Annotated in this window: 21 protein-coding genes and 1 riboswitch; of the genes, 3 read left to right on the top strand and 18 right to left on the bottom strand. The window is 42.2% G+C overall.

Annotation, left to right across the window (positions count from 1 at the left end; all coding sequences use genetic code 11):
* Positions 1-100: 100 nt before the first annotated feature.
* From AACR11_RS14890 to dnaN, 4 genes are all read right to left on the bottom strand, one after another.
* Entirely contained in the window at positions 101-271 is a 171-nt protein-coding gene (locus AACR11_RS14890) for a hypothetical protein (protein ID WP_318123989.1), read from the bottom strand.
* A 52-nt stretch (positions 272-323) separates the two neighbouring features.
* Positions 324-902, bottom strand: a complete 579-nt coding sequence (locus tag AACR11_RS14885; protein ID WP_053409799.1) for a hypothetical protein — start codon at positions 900-902, stop codon at positions 324-326.
* A gap of 69 nt (positions 903-971) precedes the next feature.
* On the bottom strand, positions 972-1,304 hold the full coding sequence (locus tag AACR11_RS14880) for a hypothetical protein (protein WP_053409800.1): 333 nt from the start codon (positions 1,302-1,304) through the stop codon (positions 972-974).
* Positions 1,305-1,307: 3 nt separating this feature from the next.
* Positions 1,308-2,444 (bottom strand): DNA polymerase III subunit beta, encoded by a 1,137-nt coding sequence (dnaN, locus tag AACR11_RS14875; protein ID WP_053409801.1) that lies wholly within the window; start codon positions 2,442-2,444, stop codon positions 1,308-1,310.
* Between the two features lie 251 nt (positions 2,445-2,695).
* Between dnaN and AACR11_RS14870 the strand changes: the two genes are divergently transcribed.
* The 3 genes from AACR11_RS14870 (at position 2,696) to AACR11_RS14860 (ending at position 7,403) form a co-directional block, all read left to right on the top strand.
* On the top strand, positions 2,696-3,724 hold the full coding sequence (locus AACR11_RS14870; RefSeq protein ID WP_053409802.1) for a hypothetical protein: 1,029 nt from the start codon (positions 2,696-2,698) through the stop codon (positions 3,722-3,724).
* 591 nt (positions 3,725-4,315) lie between these two features.
* A complete protein-coding gene (locus tag AACR11_RS14865) occupies positions 4,316-5,335 on the top strand; it encodes a RepB family plasmid replication initiator protein (RefSeq protein WP_053409803.1) in 1,020 nt (339 codons plus the stop codon).
* 40 nt (positions 5,336-5,375) lie between these two features.
* A riboswitch (cobalamin riboswitch) is annotated at positions 5,376-5,567 on the top strand.
* Between the two features lie 12 nt (positions 5,568-5,579).
* Positions 5,580-7,403, top strand: coding sequence for a TonB-dependent receptor domain-containing protein (locus AACR11_RS14860; RefSeq protein WP_053409804.1), 1,824 nt, complete (start codon positions 5,580-5,582; stop codon positions 7,401-7,403).
* Positions 7,404-7,505: 102 nt separating this feature from the next.
* Here AACR11_RS14860 and AACR11_RS14855 read toward each other — a convergent pair whose 3' ends face one another.
* The 14 genes from AACR11_RS14855 to AACR11_RS14790 all read right to left on the bottom strand — a co-directional run bounded on the left by AACR11_RS14855 (position 7,506) and on the right by AACR11_RS14790 (position 18,760).
* On the bottom strand, positions 7,506-7,937 hold the full coding sequence (locus AACR11_RS14855) for a hypothetical protein (RefSeq protein ID WP_053409805.1): 432 nt from the start codon (positions 7,935-7,937) through the stop codon (positions 7,506-7,508).
* Between the two features lie 124 nt (positions 7,938-8,061).
* Positions 8,062-9,336, bottom strand: a complete 1,275-nt coding sequence (locus tag AACR11_RS14850) for a PD-(D/E)XK nuclease-like domain-containing protein (protein WP_053409806.1) — start codon at positions 9,334-9,336, stop codon at positions 8,062-8,064.
* Between the two features lie 154 nt (positions 9,337-9,490).
* Positions 9,491-9,721: a hypothetical protein gene (locus AACR11_RS14845; protein ID WP_053409807.1), complete on the bottom strand. Its 231-nt coding sequence runs from the start codon at positions 9,719-9,721 to the stop codon at positions 9,491-9,493.
* Positions 9,722-9,823: 102 nt separating this feature from the next.
* On the bottom strand, positions 9,824-10,825 hold the full coding sequence (locus AACR11_RS14840; RefSeq protein ID WP_053409808.1) for an SPFH domain-containing protein: 1,002 nt from the start codon (positions 10,823-10,825) through the stop codon (positions 9,824-9,826).
* Between the two features lie 42 nt (positions 10,826-10,867).
* Positions 10,868-11,293 carry a hypothetical protein gene (locus AACR11_RS14835; protein WP_053409809.1) on the bottom strand — a complete coding sequence of 142 codons (426 nt, stop codon included), beginning with the start codon at positions 11,291-11,293 and terminating at the stop codon, positions 10,868-10,870.
* A 127-nt stretch (positions 11,294-11,420) separates the two neighbouring features.
* Positions 11,421-11,711, bottom strand: a complete 291-nt coding sequence (locus tag AACR11_RS14830) for a hypothetical protein (RefSeq protein ID WP_053409810.1) — start codon at positions 11,709-11,711, stop codon at positions 11,421-11,423.
* Positions 11,708-12,172 (bottom strand): hypothetical protein, encoded by a 465-nt coding sequence (locus tag AACR11_RS14825; protein ID WP_053409811.1) that lies wholly within the window; start codon positions 12,170-12,172, stop codon positions 11,708-11,710. The genes AACR11_RS14830 and AACR11_RS14825 overlap by 4 nt, the downstream gene beginning before the upstream one ends.
* A 237-nt stretch (positions 12,173-12,409) precedes the next feature.
* Positions 12,410-13,051 (bottom strand): hypothetical protein, encoded by a 642-nt coding sequence (locus AACR11_RS14820; protein ID WP_053409812.1) that lies wholly within the window; start codon positions 13,049-13,051, stop codon positions 12,410-12,412.
* Positions 13,052-13,373: 322 nt separating this feature from the next.
* A complete protein-coding gene (locus AACR11_RS14815; protein WP_053409814.1) occupies positions 13,374-13,760 on the bottom strand; it encodes a WGR domain-containing protein in 387 nt (128 codons plus the stop codon).
* A 573-nt stretch (positions 13,761-14,333) separates the two neighbouring features.
* Positions 14,334-14,567 carry a ParE family toxin-like protein gene (locus AACR11_RS14810; RefSeq protein ID WP_169780636.1) on the bottom strand — a complete coding sequence of 78 codons (234 nt, stop codon included), beginning with the start codon at positions 14,565-14,567 and terminating at the stop codon, positions 14,334-14,336.
* A 111-nt stretch (positions 14,568-14,678) separates the two neighbouring features.
* Positions 14,679-15,209 (bottom strand): hypothetical protein, encoded by a 531-nt coding sequence (locus tag AACR11_RS14805; protein WP_053409817.1) that lies wholly within the window; start codon positions 15,207-15,209, stop codon positions 14,679-14,681.
* Between the two features lie 128 nt (positions 15,210-15,337).
* The gene (locus tag AACR11_RS14800) at positions 15,338-16,246 is read right to left on the bottom strand and encodes a carbon-nitrogen hydrolase family protein (RefSeq protein WP_053409818.1); all 909 of its coding nucleotides are present in this window, start codon (positions 16,244-16,246) and stop codon (positions 15,338-15,340) included.
* Positions 16,247-16,485: 239 nt separating this feature from the next.
* Positions 16,486-17,904 (bottom strand): hypothetical protein, encoded by a 1,419-nt coding sequence (locus AACR11_RS14795; RefSeq protein ID WP_053409819.1) that lies wholly within the window; start codon positions 17,902-17,904, stop codon positions 16,486-16,488.
* 7 nt (positions 17,905-17,911) lie between these two features.
* Positions 17,912-18,760 (bottom strand): hypothetical protein, encoded by an 849-nt coding sequence (locus tag AACR11_RS14790; protein ID WP_139374581.1) that lies wholly within the window; start codon positions 18,758-18,760, stop codon positions 17,912-17,914.
* Between the last annotated feature and the right edge of the window lie 28 nt (positions 18,761-18,788).

The following is an 18,788-nucleotide window of genomic DNA, read 5'->3' as shown; positions in this document are numbered from 1 at the left end:
AAAGTAGTTGGTTGATTGAGAGAATCCTACCTCATAACATTAATTGTTGAAAGTGCAGTAGTTGAAAATCGGCCATTTTCAAAACTACAACACTTAACAATTAGCCCGTGAAGTAATTCATGCAGTAGTAGGTAAGAAGTAATACGAAAGCAATGAGAGTCCAGCCAATAACTTTAGATAACCGTGTGCCTCTTGAGTCTTTTTCAGAATCAATAATACGAATAACGGATGCGCCAATCCAATCAATAAACTCAAGTAAAACGCTCCGCATTAAGAACGATAATACCTTGAGTATGCCGCGTATAATGTCATCATCCATAGTCTCACTTCTGTGGCTTGCCAAAAATACTTTCTATTAGCACATCCACCCAACCGAATGGAAAAAGTTTTACCTTTTCCACTTCTGCTTCATTATGAGAAATTTTGGATGGCTTATTTACATGCTCTTCGAGAGCTTCCTCAAACTGGTTAGGGTTCTTTAAGAGGGTGTAAATAAGGGAGTTCGCGTAAGTGGTGTCACCCTCAAGTTCAAGATTGTTCTTTTCTGCATAGTACTTAGCAACGGCAGCTGATCTGGAGCGTCCAGCGTCACAGTGAACAATGATTTCTCTGATATTAGGTGATTCTTCGATACGCTTGAACATAAGCAAAATTTTGAGAGCGTGAACTTTACGGGCGCAACCGTCAAAATAATTCCAGAAGTCAGCGCCATACTCTGAGATTAGTTCTTCGTCATATGCTGCATCATCAAACCCAATGTGATCAAAGTATCCCCAATCTTCTTTCGGAACTTGAGAATCAACTTCCTGTCCAGCATCGTGAATAGAAATAAGTGCAATAGAATTGTCAGGTACTAGTTTTCTCGCATCTCTGACAGGCATGAATGAAATTTGATGAATCATAATACGCTCCGCATTAAATGTGTGAGCACATAATACACGGAGCGAATAGAAGTTTAAATTAGGAAATGATCAGGTGTGCGCGAGTGTGGAGGCAACTTGGAGCTTTTCTACCACAACACCGTTTGTATTGTAGTGATTAAGGTGTAGGTCATTGCCGTACTGGACTATTTCTACATGACCGGAATCGTCAGGTAGCAGTATCGCTGTTCGGTTACCCAGTTCGCTGTAAGTGAATGACGATTCATTTAAATCTGTCAAACCATCTGGAAAGCGCAAAACGCCTTCTACTTCATTTTCTCCGTGGAAGACTGTCATACACTTATCAGTAAGCGATACTTTAAAGTCTAATATACTGGCGACCCACTGATCGCCATTTAAAGTGAATTTATTGTTGTTCAGCATTCTCTAGATTCGCACTGGCATAATTAGTGATTTGCTTGTTACTACCTTTCCAACAGGTGATACACAGCATGACGCATTAGCTTCTGTGAATTCCATTGTTACGTGTTCAGTGTAAATGTGGCTTAGAGCATCAATCAGGTACTTAGGGTTAACACCGAAGTCATAAGTGATTGGGTCGCCAGATGTTTGAGCAGTGATCATGTCCTCACCTAAGCCATCTTCTTCATTATCAATCACAGTTTGTAGCTTAATACCGTTTTCGGTAGTTGAGAGTTTAACTTTAGGGAACTTGTCATCTGTTAGCAAAACAGACACGCGATTTAATACTGATAATAGCTCAAGACGATTAAATTTGATCTTGCTTGCGCATGTCTTAGGGAACATTTTAGAAATATCAGGGAACTTACTATCAATAAGGGCTGTGCGGTAAACAAGACCGCCCCAATTGAATTCAGCTCTTGAACCATTGTAAGCAATAGTAATTTCTTCCGCAGACTCGTTTAGGCGAGTAAAAACTGTCATTGAGTTGTAAGGGAGCAATAGACCCATTTTGTTTACTGCTTCACCTACTTGCATTTTGTTCACGCACAGGCGGTGACCATCACTCGCGTTAGCGAACAATGCACCACGATTAACGTTAAGGTAAACACCATTCAGATAATGACGCACATCGTTACGACCAGAAGCGTACAGCACGTTGGAAATTAGGCTCATAAACTCTTTAGCAGGAACGGTAAAGGTGCTCTCAACGTCTTTGATGATGTCAACTGTTGGGTAATCGGTTACTGGAATAGTTTTTAGTTGTAGGCGTGATTTACCGCAGCTCAATACTGCACGGTTTTTACCTTGTACTTCTTTGATTTTAACTTGTGTGTTCTTTGGTAGTGCGCGAGTCGCTTGAAACAGTTTCACTGCGTCAACACATAGACTGCCATTGCCTTTTACTTGGATCTCGTCTGTAGCACAAATTCGAGTAAATGACTGGTTGCCGTTAGAACCAGTGATTTGAAGTTGTCCGTTGTTCGCTTCAAGCAACACGAAATCAAATGATGAAATGCCTGTTTGACGGCTATCAGCGTTATTACAAGCGTGACCAACGAAGTTTAGCAGAGCTTGTTGTGAGTTTGATATAAGTTCCATTATTTGCCTCCACAGCATTTTGATAATTCGGGGTGGTTAGCCCGTCTGATATGAAAATATTAAGACACTTGCGAAAACGCGCAACTCTTTAAAACGCTACTTTTTGAAAATAAATTAATAATCAATATTTTGTTTAAAAACAGTGATTTATTATAAAATTCTGTGGGGTGGTACGATTTCTAGGTAACTGATCTGATTCAAAAAATTGTAAACTTACGAATTCAATAAATGTTGTGTAAGTGGTACTGGAAATGAATACAGAGTTAGACACAAACCTAAACCTTGAAGATCATCTAAACAAACTGATTGCTGGTGGACAACCGGTAGAATTAATTACTGCTCAAATGCTCCATGAAGTAGCTGGCAACTGTACGTTGGAACAATGTGCACGATGGTTGTTGGACTACAAAGAGACAAATGAACTCTCAGTGCGTGTTCAACAACCAGAATGGGTTGGAATGTTTATCGATAAATTGAAAGGGCTGGGGGATCAGATTTGGCCTCTAATCGAAAGTGAAATCCAATCACAGGTAGCAACTCAGGTTAGGGATAGAACTCAGGAGTTAGAAATCGCACAGACATCTCTAACGGATGCAAATGCGAAACTGGCAGATAGCGCGAAAGTTATTGAGAACCTGGAGCAGAAGCTAACCATCTCTGAACAGGCGAATGGTCAAATTCAAAACTTAATCCAGAATGTTGAATCTGCTAATGAAAAAGCCCTAAATGCTCTAGAAGAAAAAAACCAATTTTTCGAGAATCGCGTCCGGGATCTCGAAGCTAGTCTGGATACCTCCACGCAGCAACTGACTGAAACACAGGAACAGCTTGCTGAGTCACAAAGTCAGGTAAATACACTATCTGCAGAGTTAGATACCGCTGGTAGGAAAGCAAAAAAACTTGATGAACAGATTGAGAAGCTAACTAATCAGAATTCCGAGTTAGATTCTGAACTGGGGACAAACAAGAACCTGGTGAAAGATCTTAAATCCGAGCTGTCAGCACTTAAGAAAAACCGTAGCCCGGAAGAGAAGAAACTGGAGCGCTTACAGACCAAGACAGAAACACAGAAAACAGAAATAAAAAATCTAACTGACCGTTTGGTACAAGCAGAAGGGACTATAGAGCAATTAGCGAATCAAAACGCTAGACAAGGGGAGCAATTAGAGCGGTCTAGCGAAAGGCTCATTTTGGCCTCAGATGCTTGCATGAAGGCTTCCGAAGAGGTTGGGGTGCTACAAGGTAAGCTTGAGGTATATGAAGCACAGAAAGAATCCTAGAGCGTTTAAATCACCTGTATTCATAAACAGGTAATATTGAATTCGAGATCAAAAGTGAAAATTGATTCGTTCAATTAGATTTATAAAAACAAAAAAGAAAATAACAATTATTTTTGAATGTGGGTATGTGGGCAGCTTGCTGTCCATATATCCACATTTTTTTTGCGTTGGATATTGTGGGTTATAGCGAAGCGAAATCCACATATCCAAGGACATACATTCTTAAGGATCTTTCTTATGATCTTTCTTAAAAGATCTTATTAGGTTCTGCAATCCCTTATGTATCAATGCTTGTGGCGGTTTAGCCGTGACATATTGAAGGGTAAACGTGACAGATTGAAGGGGATAAATAGACAATGTGAAGGGATAGTCGTGACAGATTGAAGGGATGGAAACGCGGTTATTCATGGGTTATTCACAGGTAAAAAGTGGCCTTTAAAGGTTGAGCTGTAGTTCAAATTACTAACTTCTAGTATTTGCCTGTCACACACTTTGAGTATTCGAATTCAATAAATAGCGTTTTATGCTTGCTAATTGATAATTAATTAAATTAGAATTCGTGACTTCTATAATTCAGCTGTCACGAGTTTTATGAATTTGCCAATTAGCGTTAGTCAAAAACAAGCTAAATCCGTATACCTTAGACAGTCGAACGCACTGACTACGGCAGCGTATACACTCTCACGCAATGAAAAACGCTTGGTGTACCTTTCTCTGGAAAAAATCTTTAATGGTTCTGTTACAGAAGAACGAGGAAGGTTTGATGTAACTATCAACCACAGTGAGTATGCGCGGGTTTTTGATGAAAGCGATAAAAACATCAGCCGTGACATTGCCAAAGCATCAGCAGCACTGAATAAACGGGAGATAGTCTTCTATGTGCCAAGTGAAGATGCAGATAATGGCGAAAAGGCATTGGATGGACTCAGTTGGACAACCAAACGATCTGTACGTCCAAAACGCGGAACGACCGTTCTTTCATTCAACGCTGAACTAGTCGACTTACTTCGAGCTGATGGCCGATATACCGGCTATTTCCTCCATGTAGTTGCAAAGCTAAACAACCAATACGCATTGCGTTTGTATGAATCTATCCGTCAGTGGGTGACATTGAAACGAAATGCTAAAGACGCCGAAAAAGGGGTTGAGCGTTCGGTCACCTTTGGTATTGACTGGCTTATTAACCGATACGAGCTACCTGCATCATACCAACGCATGTCTGATTTTAGACGCCGATTTCTAATTCCTGCCGTCACTGAAATTCATAACAAGTCCGATATTTGCTTATCGTATGAAGAAAATGCAGCCAAAGGCGGCCGACGTAATTCTATCGTTTCTATCACTTTTCGTTGGATAGAAAAACAAGACCCATTTAAGGATGACTATCTGGGCTTTGAAGATTTCACAGACGTAACAACACCTCCAGTTCGTGATGAACTTGATGATGATGTTTGGGTTGAGCTCGGGTTGGTATATCTGGATTCATTTAGTGACGAAAGCCAATTGCCCTCAGTTGAATGGGCTATGGACTTCTTAGTTACATATCAAGCTGTACGAGGCGAATCCCCGCCTAAGAAACTTAAAGATTCACTACTCAACTTGGTTGCTTAACCGGGTAGGGACGGCTTTGCCGTGTGTAATACGCTCACTATTGAGCACATTTGTAATTGGTACCGGGAATCTAGGTGAGAATCCTATGAACTGACGTCGCAGCGGTATTTGATGACGCAGGCTTTGTATCACACTGCAATTCGTTTTTGTGGGAAGTGAAAGTCAGCGGTGAATGGAAAATATTCCTTTCAGATTCATAAGTCCGAAGACCGACCATTTTTATTTTAAACGCGAAGGAAAACACATGAAATACACTTTAATTGCATCTGCTATTGCTACGTTGGTTTCGACATCCGCATTTGCAACTGCAACTGACACCACTGAAACTATTGTTGTTACAGCAAACCGTGTAGAGCAGGGCATCAACGAACAATTGTCTCCAATTGACGTGATCTCGAAAGAACAAATCAAAGACTTAAAGGTTGAGTCTTTAGCAGAATTGTTAAAGCGTCTACCTGGCATTCAAGTGGCCAACAATGGTGGTCCTGGCGCAACAAGTAACTTTTATATCCGCGGTCGTTCAGGACGTAACGTACTTGTGATGATTAACGGTATTCGTGTCGGTAGTTCAACAACAGGTACAGCTAATCTCAATGCATTACCGATCAAGAGTGTTGAACGTATTGAAATCCTTCGTGGACCTCGTGCATCTGTTTATGGTTCTGATGCCGTTAGTGGTGTTATCAACCTGATCACAAGTGAAAAAGGTAGCGATGCAAGCAGTGTTTCAGCGGGTATTGGTTCTAAAGGTCGTCGTGACGCGAACGCGAGTTTAGCGACTTCTTCTGATAACGCATGGTTTAGCATTTCTGCTAATACACAAAGTGCTGACGGCTATAACGTATTACCAGATAGTACAAACCCGGTGAACACGGATGATGATGGTTACAACAATACATACGCAACCGTAGATGGTGGTTATCAGATTAATGATCAGCTAACAGTTAAGGGTACCGCTTACTATCAAAACGGGAAAAATGATTTTGACAGTGGTTACACTACAGGTGGCGCTGATCAAAGCGAAGACACGACTTACAATCTAGGTCTTGTCACTGAGTACCAAGGTTCAAATCTTCTATCATCGCTGACTGTTGGCCACAACAAAGACAAGTCTGAATCGTATGGTAATGGTTCGGATGCTAGCGATATTTCTACCACACGTAGTGTGATCACTTGGCAGAACAACTACGCCCTGAATGATTCTACGAATTTAATGGCTGGCCTTGAGTACAATAACGAGAAAGTAGATAACGTTAGTATTGATTATGTGGACGATGACCGTCAGACACAATCTGTATACTTTGGTACCTCTAAGTCTGGTGAAGACTATCTGATTGAGGGTAATGTACGTCTGGATGATAGTGATGCATACGGTACATTTACAACATATCAACTTGGCGCAGGTTATGACATCGATGATTCGCACCGTTTAACGGCTATGTACGGTACTTCGTATAAGGCACCTACATTCAACCAGCTATACTGGCCGCGTCAATGTGATGTTTGGGGTTGTTACGAAGGAAACGCGAACTTAGAGCCAGAAGAAGCGCAATCAGGTGAAATTGCACTTGAAGCGAACTATGACTTTGCAGATCTGCGTGTTGCTTACCATCACTCAGAAATCGAGAACATGATTTCTAGTGCGAACTCAAGCCTTGATAACATCGGTAAGGCACAGGTTAAAGGCGTAGAGTTTGTGGCAAGCTTTGACACCTTCGGTATTTATCATGAGGTTTCTTACGACTACCTTGATGCAAAAAACAAAGATTCGGATAAGCAGCTAGTTCGTCGCGCTCGCAACAGTGCTAAGTGGAACATGTCTTACGAAATCTCAGACTTCAAGTTTGATGTAAGTTACTTGTACCAAGGTAAGCGATACAACGATGCATCAAACAAAGTTGAACTTGGCGGTTATTCACTGACAGACATTGCTATGACGTACCAGATCACTGAGCAACTTTCTTGTGGTGCTAAAGTGGGTAACGTATTTGATAAAGAATACGAGACAGTTAAAGGCTTCGTAACACCTGAGCGTAACTACTACGCTAACGTAACATACGATTTTTAATCTAGGTCACTGATCGACAGGTAGTAAAAAGGGAGCATCATGCTCCCTTTTTTATTGGATTAATAAGTTAGAAACTTTGAATGGTCATTGAAACGAAAGGTATCAATTACGTAGGAACTTTTCATTGGTAAACATGGCCTCGATTGTATCGGCAGGGAATACAAAGCTCTTGCCTTTGTTAGCTCCTTCTACACACGATCCGATAAATGGGTTTTTTCGTGCTCTGGAGTTGAATCCAGTTAATACATACCACTCGCCATTGCATTTAAACTCACGTTTTATCTTTTCTTCGTTAAGGTATGGGAACGCATATAAATACGATACAAGCGTTTTGTACTCAGGTGATACAACAGTGCCATCTTCTGAGGTGCCAAGCATGGTGATTTTAGCTGTTGCTTTAGAACCATCAGGATCGTAAGACATATTACCTACTTCAATAGTTACACCAGTCTTTCTCTTAATTTCTTCAAACGCTAGATTAAGTTCTGAACGAAGTGTTTGGCACATTTTTTTGTCGATTTTGATTGCAGTCATTTGATTTCTCACAGTGTTTTGGTTAGTTGAGCTTTTATTTTCTGCCAACTTGCTAAACGCGCAACAGGGCAAATAGACCCCTTTGAGTAAGGTTGAGTTGAGTGCTCAAAGGGGAGGTAGGGAGTTAGACGCGACCGCGTTTTGGCAATGTCAGTAAAGTACTGCCATTTCTCTGTGTGTATCCCGGCCAGTCATTTTCTTCTAGTGAACGGTGTAGATTTTGAATGTGACGATGGAAGTTTCTCTCAGCAATTTCCCAATCGGCATCTGACAACTCAAACACTTCGCAAATGTCTGCATCTAGATATTCCACAGCAACGAAGGGGAAGACGTTGATTGGGCAGGGTATACCAGCCAATCTACCGACATAGGTGTACATGTAAGCCTGTAGGTCGTACCCAAGATCACCAAACTGATAGGCAGCCATTAAAGGATTGGCGCTGCGTGTAGTTTTTACATCAGCTGGAACACCATCTTTAGATAACCAGTCGAAACGCACCTTAAGCATCATTCCTGTTTCTGGACATTGAGCAATGACAGACAGTTCAGCGAAGCCATTTTGCAAAATGGTATTTGCCCACTCATGGTTGCGTACTGTTTCACAAGCGCGGTGTGCATCATCCCAAACAATAGGGTCAATCGGTGTTTTCTCTAGTAACGGTTTCACCTGATCGTCAGTCATGCAATCTACTAGCGAAGGTCGACCCGTAGAGTCAGCTTGTACCTCTAATGCTTTAAGTACAGCTGGCTCACCTGAGTTATCAATTAAGTGACGCTTTTGCTGTTCTTCAAATATAAGTACTGATGGATCAGCTTGTAGGATACGTTCGGTTAGAGCGGCTTTAGTGCCTGACACTGCCAGTTTCAGTTCTTTACACTTCTCTCTAAGGTCGTCAGTAGTGTGTAAGCTGTTCTCATGCTCAACAGGATTAAGTAAGCGATAATAGCGGTCATAGAAGCCTTCTGGCTCCAATATAAGCTCATGTGAGTATGTACCTGCATCGTAGGTGCGCTCAGTAGTTTTAGCTGTACGTTTACGGTCGATTTTGTCGATGTAAGCTCGCTTGTAGTGTGCAGGTGACTTTGCGTATTTTTTTACTTGGCTGGAACTGGTCGCAGGTAGGGAGTGATAAACCTCATTAGGCATATCGGCATAGATGCCAGCCACAAGGTTGCCATTAGCATCGAAGAAATTTGGATTACCAGCTGTGTCATATGCAGGGGTAATTACAAACGGTAAGCCTTCATTAAGCTTCGCTGCCGCAATGTCATCGTCTGTGAAGAAAAAGCCATTACGCGCCACTGTAGTTGGTTGTGGTGCGTGTTGAGATAAGAATGCCTCAACACTAGCCATATGCGCTGCGTCAAACTTATCATCTGTTAGGAAAAGCCCGTTCATAAATAAACCCTTAATTCGTAATTACTCAACTCAGGGATTATTCTCAGGTATGTTACGGATCGCGCAATCACGTAGATTGCGAAAAGTACGGTGGTAGTGAGTGGGGTAGTGGTAATGGCGATTGAAACAACCGCCACTACGGATGCAATCTGATCTAATCAGTGAAGCCTAAAGACACCTTTTCTTCTTCCTCTGGCTCCAATAACAGAGCGTCGTAGAAGCCATGCTCTTTGAACCAGTCAATTGTAGAGCCATCAATTTCAGGCTCAAGCATTAAGCTACCCGTCGTTTGCAAATAGAGAAGGTTTACGAGAATAGCTTTATCGATGTCGCTAAACGTTTCCGTCTTTTGAATTAGCTGATGTGAGAACGATGCGTTGTTCATGGTCAATATCCTTAAGTCATTAGGTTATTAACAAGAGTAAGGCGAGTTAGAAAACGCGAAAGGGTATAAAAAAGCCCAGTTCAATGGCTGGGCTAAGTTAGGTTAATTATCCAAAGAGATTACTGTGTCCACCTCTCTGTTTGTGCTCAACATTAGAGTTAGGTTAGTGGCCAACCTGCTTTTATCATTGTCACTGAGCTTAATATCATCTTCTTCCGAAAGATTTCGTACAGCGTTGGCAGCGATCTTTACGATACCGGTTGTTAGTTCTCGTTTGGCTTTTACAACCATTTTTGCCTGCTGAGCCTGGGTCATTGCCGCCGCGATTTCTGGCGCGTAACCCATTTTATTAAAACTCACATCGATGGCTTCAAGACCATACTTGGTAACGTCTTCATTGATAGACTTGATGATCTCTTTTGAAATTTCATCTGTTGATTGGGTTAGTGTGGCAATTGTACCTGCATCGGCTTTTTCCTTATCTCCATCTATCTCAGAATATTTATCATCACCAAACTCAGCGACGTGCTCATACGGATACTTCCCAGCAACGTTGCGAATATTACCTTCAACTTGAGAACTGAAAAATTCATCAAAATCATCCAGTTCATAAACTACCAACTCGGGGTTAGCTACTCTCCAACTTACTACCGCTGAAAGCGTAATCAGACTACCGTTAGCATCATTTATTTTTAGGACATCAGTCTCAAAGTTTTTTACCCGATAATTCAGAAGAGTTGTTGAAAAGAAAGGGTTAATCCAGTGAAGTCCCTCTTTCTTAAATACGCCTAAAGGCGTGCCGAAAAGCTGTACAACACGAACCTCTTTGGGGCCGAGAGTTTTCAGCCCAATAAGACAAAAGAAAGCAAGAACGCCAAGAGGGATGCTGAACCATCGATATGGAGTTGTTTCCGTATATCTGGTAGCAAGGCTATAACTGGAAACGGACTGTACCGTTTTAGTTCCAATCACGCCAAAGCCAATCATGAGAGCAGAGAAGACGATAAAGCAGATGATAAATAGCATCAAATAGCCGTTAATCGTAAAAATTTCTTTAGACGGTACTTGAACATTAACAGCCGATTCGCTGGTGGATTCTGTCATTGGTGATCCCTATTTTGAAAGTTGTTGTGTAACTGAGAGTAATCAAGCTTCTTTGAACAATGGAACAAGGCACTTGTAAGTTCTAAACGCCAGCAGGCCAAGCATGCCAAGGCATAAAAGTCCGAACATTTGAATAACAGCTAATGCGATATGACCAGCCATTACCGGATTCTGGGCAATGTATTCAACCGTTGGATAGACCATTTCATTGAGCTGATATTGGATGAATGTAGCTCCAAACATCATAGGTATTCCGAGAGACATGATTAATGTGCAGTATTTGCATGTCGAGGTAAGGTGGCTGTAGTAGTGTCTAGCTGTTGCCGGGGCGCCGCGGCCAAATAGCCAACCAGTTATCCAAATGATGATTAGTAGGGGGATAAAATACAGCTGTATTTGTGAAAGCAATATGCCTCCAGTACAGAGCAAGGTGTACATCAAACCTATCGATATTTTATGTTGTTTCATTCATCCTCAAAGCATTGCTGTGAATCGATATAATCTAGCGATTGTACAATATTTAACTTTTAAAAACGCTAAATTTTGAACGTGAAGGAATATGAACGCCATATTCGATGGCGTCCAATGAAAGTAATTAGTTGGGTAAGTCCGGTAAGACGCGGGTTAAATTATGTGAGGCTTTTTGCATTAAGTAGTCTGGTAATTCTAATTCTTTTATAGCTCCAGCCATTCTGTTTGGCAGTTGTGAATCGATTTGAGAAATCATCACTCCCGACAAGCATATGCCTGCAAGTCTTGGGTGACCGTTATTGTCCTGCCTAGCACGCTTAGCAATGCTAGCGGAAGGGTGATCATACCAATTGGATAGGTTTGGGTTCTTAAACCAAATCAGTCCGTCCGTATCGATGAAGACCTTATCAATCATGCTGCGTCTCCCTCTGCGGGTGCATATTTGCCGGCATTAGTGATAATCACGTCGTCTAATTCAAATTGATCGTTCCATGACGCGTTACAGCAAGGACAACTAACAGCCATCTTCCCTTTAGAGGCTACCTTCAAAAATTCATCGCAATTCAAACCTAAACCTGAACCATCCATATTGTCGTATTGGCAAATAACGCAAGCTTGGCCATGAGACAGGTATCGCTCTTCTTGAAGAGGGCTTAAGGCCTTAATGTTCAGCTTACCTGGCTCAAGAAGTTTCACAGCTGATAATACGTATTGATTATTCCATTCTGCGAAGCAATGTGAGCATTGGCAGTCTTGGGACACAGATGTATCTCCGAAGTCGGGTTCGTCGTGCTCGATCGAGCTGTCTGAACATATGGGGCAGATGTCACCACCGTGTTCGATAAATTCCATTTTCTGAGTATCAGTTAATTGCATTTTTTAGCCCTCATTTAGTGATATTTCAAATTTTCACCCATAAGTAAAATCGCGCAATATCAATCTGACACGGTATTATCGTGACATATTGAAGGGTGTTTGTTTGTGGTGACAAATTGAAGGATATGGAAAAGCAGGGAGAATGGATCGAGGGAATAAAAGCTTGAATAGCTTGCTGGTGGAACAGGGATGGAGAATTGTTTTAAGGGCGGCGCAGCCATATAGCTGCACCATCAATTAAACGTATCTTACGGCGGCAGTAACGCCATCGAACTGGGTACCCGTAAGATTGAGCCGCATCCGACTAATTAAGTTACTGACCGCGTTAAATAAGTCACTGGCTTCTCGGGGTTCACAAAACATACAAAATGTATCGCCTTCAAACCTTGAGCTAATTTCTCTATTAACCGATAACAGGGATAGGGCCTCTTGGATGTTCTTTTCATTTACGGTTTTCTCCGTCGCGGCATAATTTTCAAAAGTGATTTTGGCCGTGAACGGCATGTTTGCTTTTGCACGATTAGCCGCGACTTTCTGCGGGTTATAAACGTAAGCCGCGTATAACACATATGGCTGGGCTGACTCAGGCGTTACAACGACCGCATAAACCACGTCAGAACTAACCATAAAATCTTGGGTCAAGGCTTCTTCGGCGTCCAAACGACAGGTGAACGTTTTGTCATTAATCACTTGAAAAGTTGATGATGGGCCTAGTGCCTGAACGCCCGTTTTTGAACAGACCTTATTCATTCGTGATACACGAAATAAAGCATGTTCCTTATCAGTAATCTCCAGAGAATCTCCAGTTATAGGAACATCTATGGTGTGAACGTCCATAAAGCCATTAACATTCAAATGGTTGATATTAAGTTCATACATCACACTTTTCCTCTTGAACAATTTTTCTGAATTGGACCAAACCACCTTGATCAAAGAAAAACTGGAGCCCGGCAGCTCGACATCTCCGGTTAAGTTCAGTCTCTTGCTTTTCCGTATTAGCAAATGACTGTAGCTGGTCAACAACCCGACCTGGGCTCAAGTGTCCAAGCTTTTCAGATGCACTCATTTCTTGTTCAGACATGCACGGTACATCTTTTAAGCTTCGTAGAATTTTGTAAGCATCATTACGTGGAATTTTACGGGCTATCATATGTCTACTCTCACTCTGATAGTATTTGGCCTGCTGAGCAGGCCATCTTTTTTAAGCCAATTTCAAACCTGTCCAGAAGGAGTCATCTACTGCTGGTTCTTCTTCAATGACGATTTCAGGTATAGATGGAACCATTTGGGGCGCTGGTGTGCCTCTAACAACTTCATTAGGGCTTGTTTCTCGCATTAACGAGTAGGCATCACGATTACTAAAGCGCTTAGAGGAAACTAACTCTTGGCCTTTAGTCAATGCAGATTCAAAGACAGAAAAAGTGTCTACGTCTCGCGGTTTACTATTGGTACCGATTCGGCCATAACGACGTGTAACAGCAAATGAATCTATACCGCGTTGGACAATCGAAACCTCATAGAACTTATGCTTGTTCTCTGAACTGTTCGTGTGTTCAAGGTACCACTGGTAAACAACCTGTTCTTTCATGAATATATCCCCAATTCGTTTTAATTTTTATATGGTTGCACACTCCGAATATCGCGCAAATGCACGCTTAGACGCCCATGCCGAAACACTTACAGGTAGCATGTAGCAATAGACTGAACAGATTATTGCAAACCCGGTAAGGAGCATTAGTTCGGTCAAAGCCTGGCTGAACTGCAATTCTCCAGTCAGGTAGTTGGAGAAATGTCGAAAAGTAGGGGTTAAGACAGTATCAACACTCTGGGCGATCGACACTGACATAGAGACTATCGATAGAAAGATCCACGGTGTTTTGGAAATACTTTCAGTTGGACGGTTTTGATGTTTATAGGCACACATCAGGCCGATAAGCGACCAAAGTAAATAATTAATAGCAGTAAGCATTGTTGTCTCCAACGTAGTTAAATTTTTACCCGTAACGGGTGCATGAATTTCATTTCTGATTGTTCTTGATGTCTTCTATGGGACGTCAATGGTGTCTTCTGTGACATCAGAAACCGCGGCCACACTCTGTGCCCAGAAGGGCTTTTGGCAAAAAAGTTCTCTGCGACTTCAATTAAGTCTCCGTAGACATCTTTATGAGGTCGAAATACGCATGTAGATCTTGTTGTAATCTTCGTGCGAGCAACACATCCAAGGTTCTATGCCATTAGGTGTTTCAGCCATCAACATCCGGTACCGACTGCCAATTTTGAACGACAGCACTTTTCGATTAATCGTCAGTCGTTTCGCTTCAAATTCACCAGTTGGTGTTCCAGAAGCAATTTGCTGAGTAATGTTTCTGGCCTTCTTTGCTATCTCGGGTGGCATCCCTGATAAGCTCTTCTTAAAAGTTCGCGGTAAATTGCCAATTTTTATTGATAGGTGTTTGCCCATTTTTCATTCTCCAGTTCGTTTCAACATTTAAGGTGTGGCGCCGGGTTACAGGAAATTTCCTGATACATGGTTTCCGTGTTGATCGCAGGGATAACCATCCGAATCCATGTCGAAATGCATTTCACCGCACTCCCAACAACTGATGGTTGAATTGAACTGGTAGATGTCACCCGTAGACGCGTGAAAATCCTGGCTGGTTCTACTGCCAATTTCAGCAAGCTTTGCCATGTCCAATGAGCTCACGTCTTGAGGAAGATCGTCGTTTATTGCAAGAGCGGTAATTGCTCGCTTAACCAGTGACAATAAGAAGGCATCTTGACTTTGTTGAATCGCTAAGCGCTTACACCAAAGCTTTGTTAAAGCACCAATTGAAGTGCCGTCTAGCTCTTCGTCGAGTACAAATATTGAAGCTGGGATCGCTTCATCAACATCTGCGCTTTGCGGGAGGGATACAGAGCATCCTTCAATTGCTTCTATAAGCATATCGATGGTGCCATTGAATTCGCCTGTTGCGGCAACCACGTTGGCCAACTGGTGAGGAAGAGCGTTGCGTAGTATTTGTGGTACATTTTGCATATTTAAAATCTCAGTCGTTTGTTATCTGATATTTCAAATACTGCGGTCAAAACGAGATCGCGCAACTCCCTGGGCAGATACTAAAAGAGCCGCGTAATTGCAGCTCTTTTATCAAATAGAAGTTGGTATTAATTCGTCACTCTAAAAGTAGCTATTTCGGAAAACCTAACTGTAGACTCTGTGTATTTGCCTGACGGTGAGCTAAAACCGCTTGAACCGCAATAGTAGGATGGTAAGTTGTTACCGTATAAACGTTCTCCGGTACCATTTGAACCAAGCACATAAGCCGATAGATATTTTGCAGCATGACTAGCCATGCCGGTTGCATTAAAGCCGGGGTTCCCGCATTGAGATTGCTCGGACGAAGTGACGCCCCACGGTACAATTATAACGTTAGCGTTTGTTTTTTTTACTCGATCTAAAGTACCTGTGATATTGCCTTGACCTGGCACGTAGGCATCCGCACAAACGAGTAAGGTTGTTTGGCCAAAATCAGTCTTGACCGTTTTTATGTCTTCGACTTTTCCTGGTGTGTAGCCGCATTTGGTTTTGTTTAAGTACCGTTGGCAGTCATCGGGGTCAAACGCATTACCTAATACATTCACTTTGCGATTATGGAGAACTATTTCTCCATCAGGATTAATGAGTATTCCACTATCATAGACGTTATAAGCGCCTGGTAAGCTGCCTGCTCCAGCGCGCTCAGCTCTCTCTGCAAGGCCAACGGCGACCCAAATATTTAAGCTAGATGCAATCTGGGCAAACTTCTCACTATATTTTCCGGGTATTGGTTCTGCCTGCATAAATGCGTTGGGATTTAGCCAGCCAAAAACAGAGCTCTCAGGGAAAATGACCAGTTCGGCGCCAGCGGCTTTGGCACGAGAGGCAAGTAGCTTCATTTTGAAGAAATTACCTACATCAGATGATTTGAGTTGAACCGCGGAAAACGTAAATGGTTTTGCTGGTGGTTCGGGCGAAGCGTTTGTCATGTTAGCGAATAGCATTACAGCACCGCACAAAAGAAGTCTGATTCTCATTTATTCACTTAAATTTGTTGTCCATAAATTTCAATCATTGTTGAATAGCCTTAGTCCCTCGGATGCGTTCTTTCCCTCTGCCGTTGCAACTGCCACACGGAGGCGAACCATTAGAGTCATAATACCCACTGCCATTGCAGGAAGTGCACGGAACTAGTATCCAACCATAAATAAACCGGAAGTAATATTCTTTTCTCGATGCCTTTCTTTCGTGAAACGTAGTCAAAACCATTTTCCTTTTAATTTAGTGTCTGGAGAAACTTTGTTGTTACTGCAAAGGCATAATCGATCGAGCTTTCCAACAGTTCATGATTTAGTTGTTCACCCGCTTCACTTAACTTGTGATCAAGTGCAGAAATGAAGTTTTTTACTGTCAGAGATTTCAAATCGTCGTTACAAACCGGCAATTGAATATATCGGCCGGCGCAATTGATTTTTAGCACGTGGTCGTTATCAGTAGATGACCATTCTTTATTGAACTTATTACAGCCTGATTCGCGTAACTTTCTATTAATGAATGGCAGATGACTACTCTCAATGGATTCAAGTACGGTAGCAACCTTAGTCACGGATGCAGCTACATCCAACGCGTGTTGAGTTCTCTGGTTTTCAATGTCCTGATCGCGTTTGACCATAGCGGCTTGAACGTCGGTGATTGAAACGCGGCCACCGATCAAATCGGAAAATGTAGGCAATGCCGAACGGCTTGAATAACCAAACTCAATGTTATGGATGTTCGTCAAGATTGGTTCTAGTAGATCTGATGCATCACTATCGATTAGCGTGCTGACCACCAACTCAACAGGAGTTTTTGAGTTGAATATTGCCTTGTTCATGATGATAAAAGCCATTCTTCTCGACTGATAATCGATGCGGTTAAGTAGATGGTTATAAGCTTCATTCATTTTTTCTAGTGTTGGGGTGTCAGCTCGCATGAACCATCCGTGTAAGCAATCTGATAATTTCGTGCATTGTTCTTTTGCCGTTGATGCCCGGCGATAAGCGAAAACAGCGCTAAAGGCTTTCTGACCAATTCGGGCTTTTAGTGTTTCATCAAAGCTGGTGGCGAGTTCAATGAGCCTAGCTGTCTTGTGATGTCTAAAGAACCATGTATCAAAGGCCAACCACTCTGCAGCTGCGTAGTGGGTATCAGAGTGCATTGGAACAGGAAAATCACCCAGCAGGTGTCGGGCTGCCAGTTTTGCCGCATTTTTTTTCTTTGTTGAGCTTAACCCGGCATCCTGCTTTGACAATTTATTTGCCAGATGCTCAAGGATGTCTTTCATTGGATCAGTGCTGCAGCGGTTAGCCCGGATTAAGCGCCTAGCCAAAGATAGGGAATCACTGCACTCGTAGTTTGGTAATGTGCTGTCTTGAAAATAATCCTCGGTATTTGCGTCGAAGGTTATTTCAGTTGAGTCTTGTAACTGGCGAACAACCGAAGACACGTAGGCATCCGATCCGTTCGGTAGCAATTTCTTGATCGGAATATTTACCGATTCGCCGGCATCATCGATGCAAACTGCACTTTTCGCGTTCTTCTTCTCAAGCTTGAAAATAGAACCATCAGGCATTTTAATGTTGTCACCAATCGCCACTTTGACCCATGAAAGTGCTTTTTCATAGTGTGTACCTTCACCTACTAGCATTGTTCCCATGACAGCCTCACTTAACAGATTGTGGATATTGGTTTTGAGTAATTCGCTTTACGGCTGCACTTATTACCTCGTGCTCGGATTCCGAAAGCAGGCGGTCAAAGTGTTGGAAAGGTAAGTCCGTTTCTGTGCTAAGAGCTTGAACAAAATCAACATACTCACTGTCATCGTTAACATTTAGCCAGTGTTCGCGCATATTTTCCTTGGTTTCTGGTTGTACGCTGCCGAATTTAACTAGGTCGCAGTATTGTTGCTTATGAAGAGAGATCCCCTTAAGTGTTAAATCAGACTTCAAACGATACGGTTGCCCTGTGAGGTCAGACCAAAAGGGCTTACGGTAGAAAGACATCAAGGCATCACCTTGCAAAGCGTCCAATAACGTCTCTGTATTTTTTGTTAAATCTCTTTCCATGAAGAATGTAATAAATTCATCCGATTCAACCGCGTTTGTTGAGCGAAACAAATAGTGTCCGTCAGTCGGTACCAGATTTGCTTTGTCTTCAATGACAGAAACTACCGCCAGTCGATTTAACTCAGTCGGTTCATTTTCAAACTTCTGGTTGTCACGCCCAACAATTACACCACCAAACAAGTTTGCTTTATCTGATTCGAAACGACGCCATATGTCATTCGTTGGTAATTCAGAAAGAGAGTGCTTTTCATAAGTCTCGCCAAATTCGTTTTTTGGAACAAAGGACGCCTTACGAACATGTATAAGGAAGGTGTTATCACCTGTTTTCTCACCGTACATCTCGTATCCAGATGCGTCACCCGCAGTGAGGCCATTAGTCAGCATTACGCCAGCAGCTATAAGGTTGTTGTGAATCTTTCTCAAGACAATTTCAAACTTATTAATCATGTTCATTTCTCGTATTCAATTGGTATAC

Source organism: Vibrio sp. L85 (assembly GCF_963871815.1).
Lineage (GTDB): Bacteria > Pseudomonadota > Gammaproteobacteria > Enterobacterales > Vibrionaceae > Vibrio > Vibrio harveyi.
This window is presented reverse-complemented; position numbering and strand designations above follow the sequence as displayed.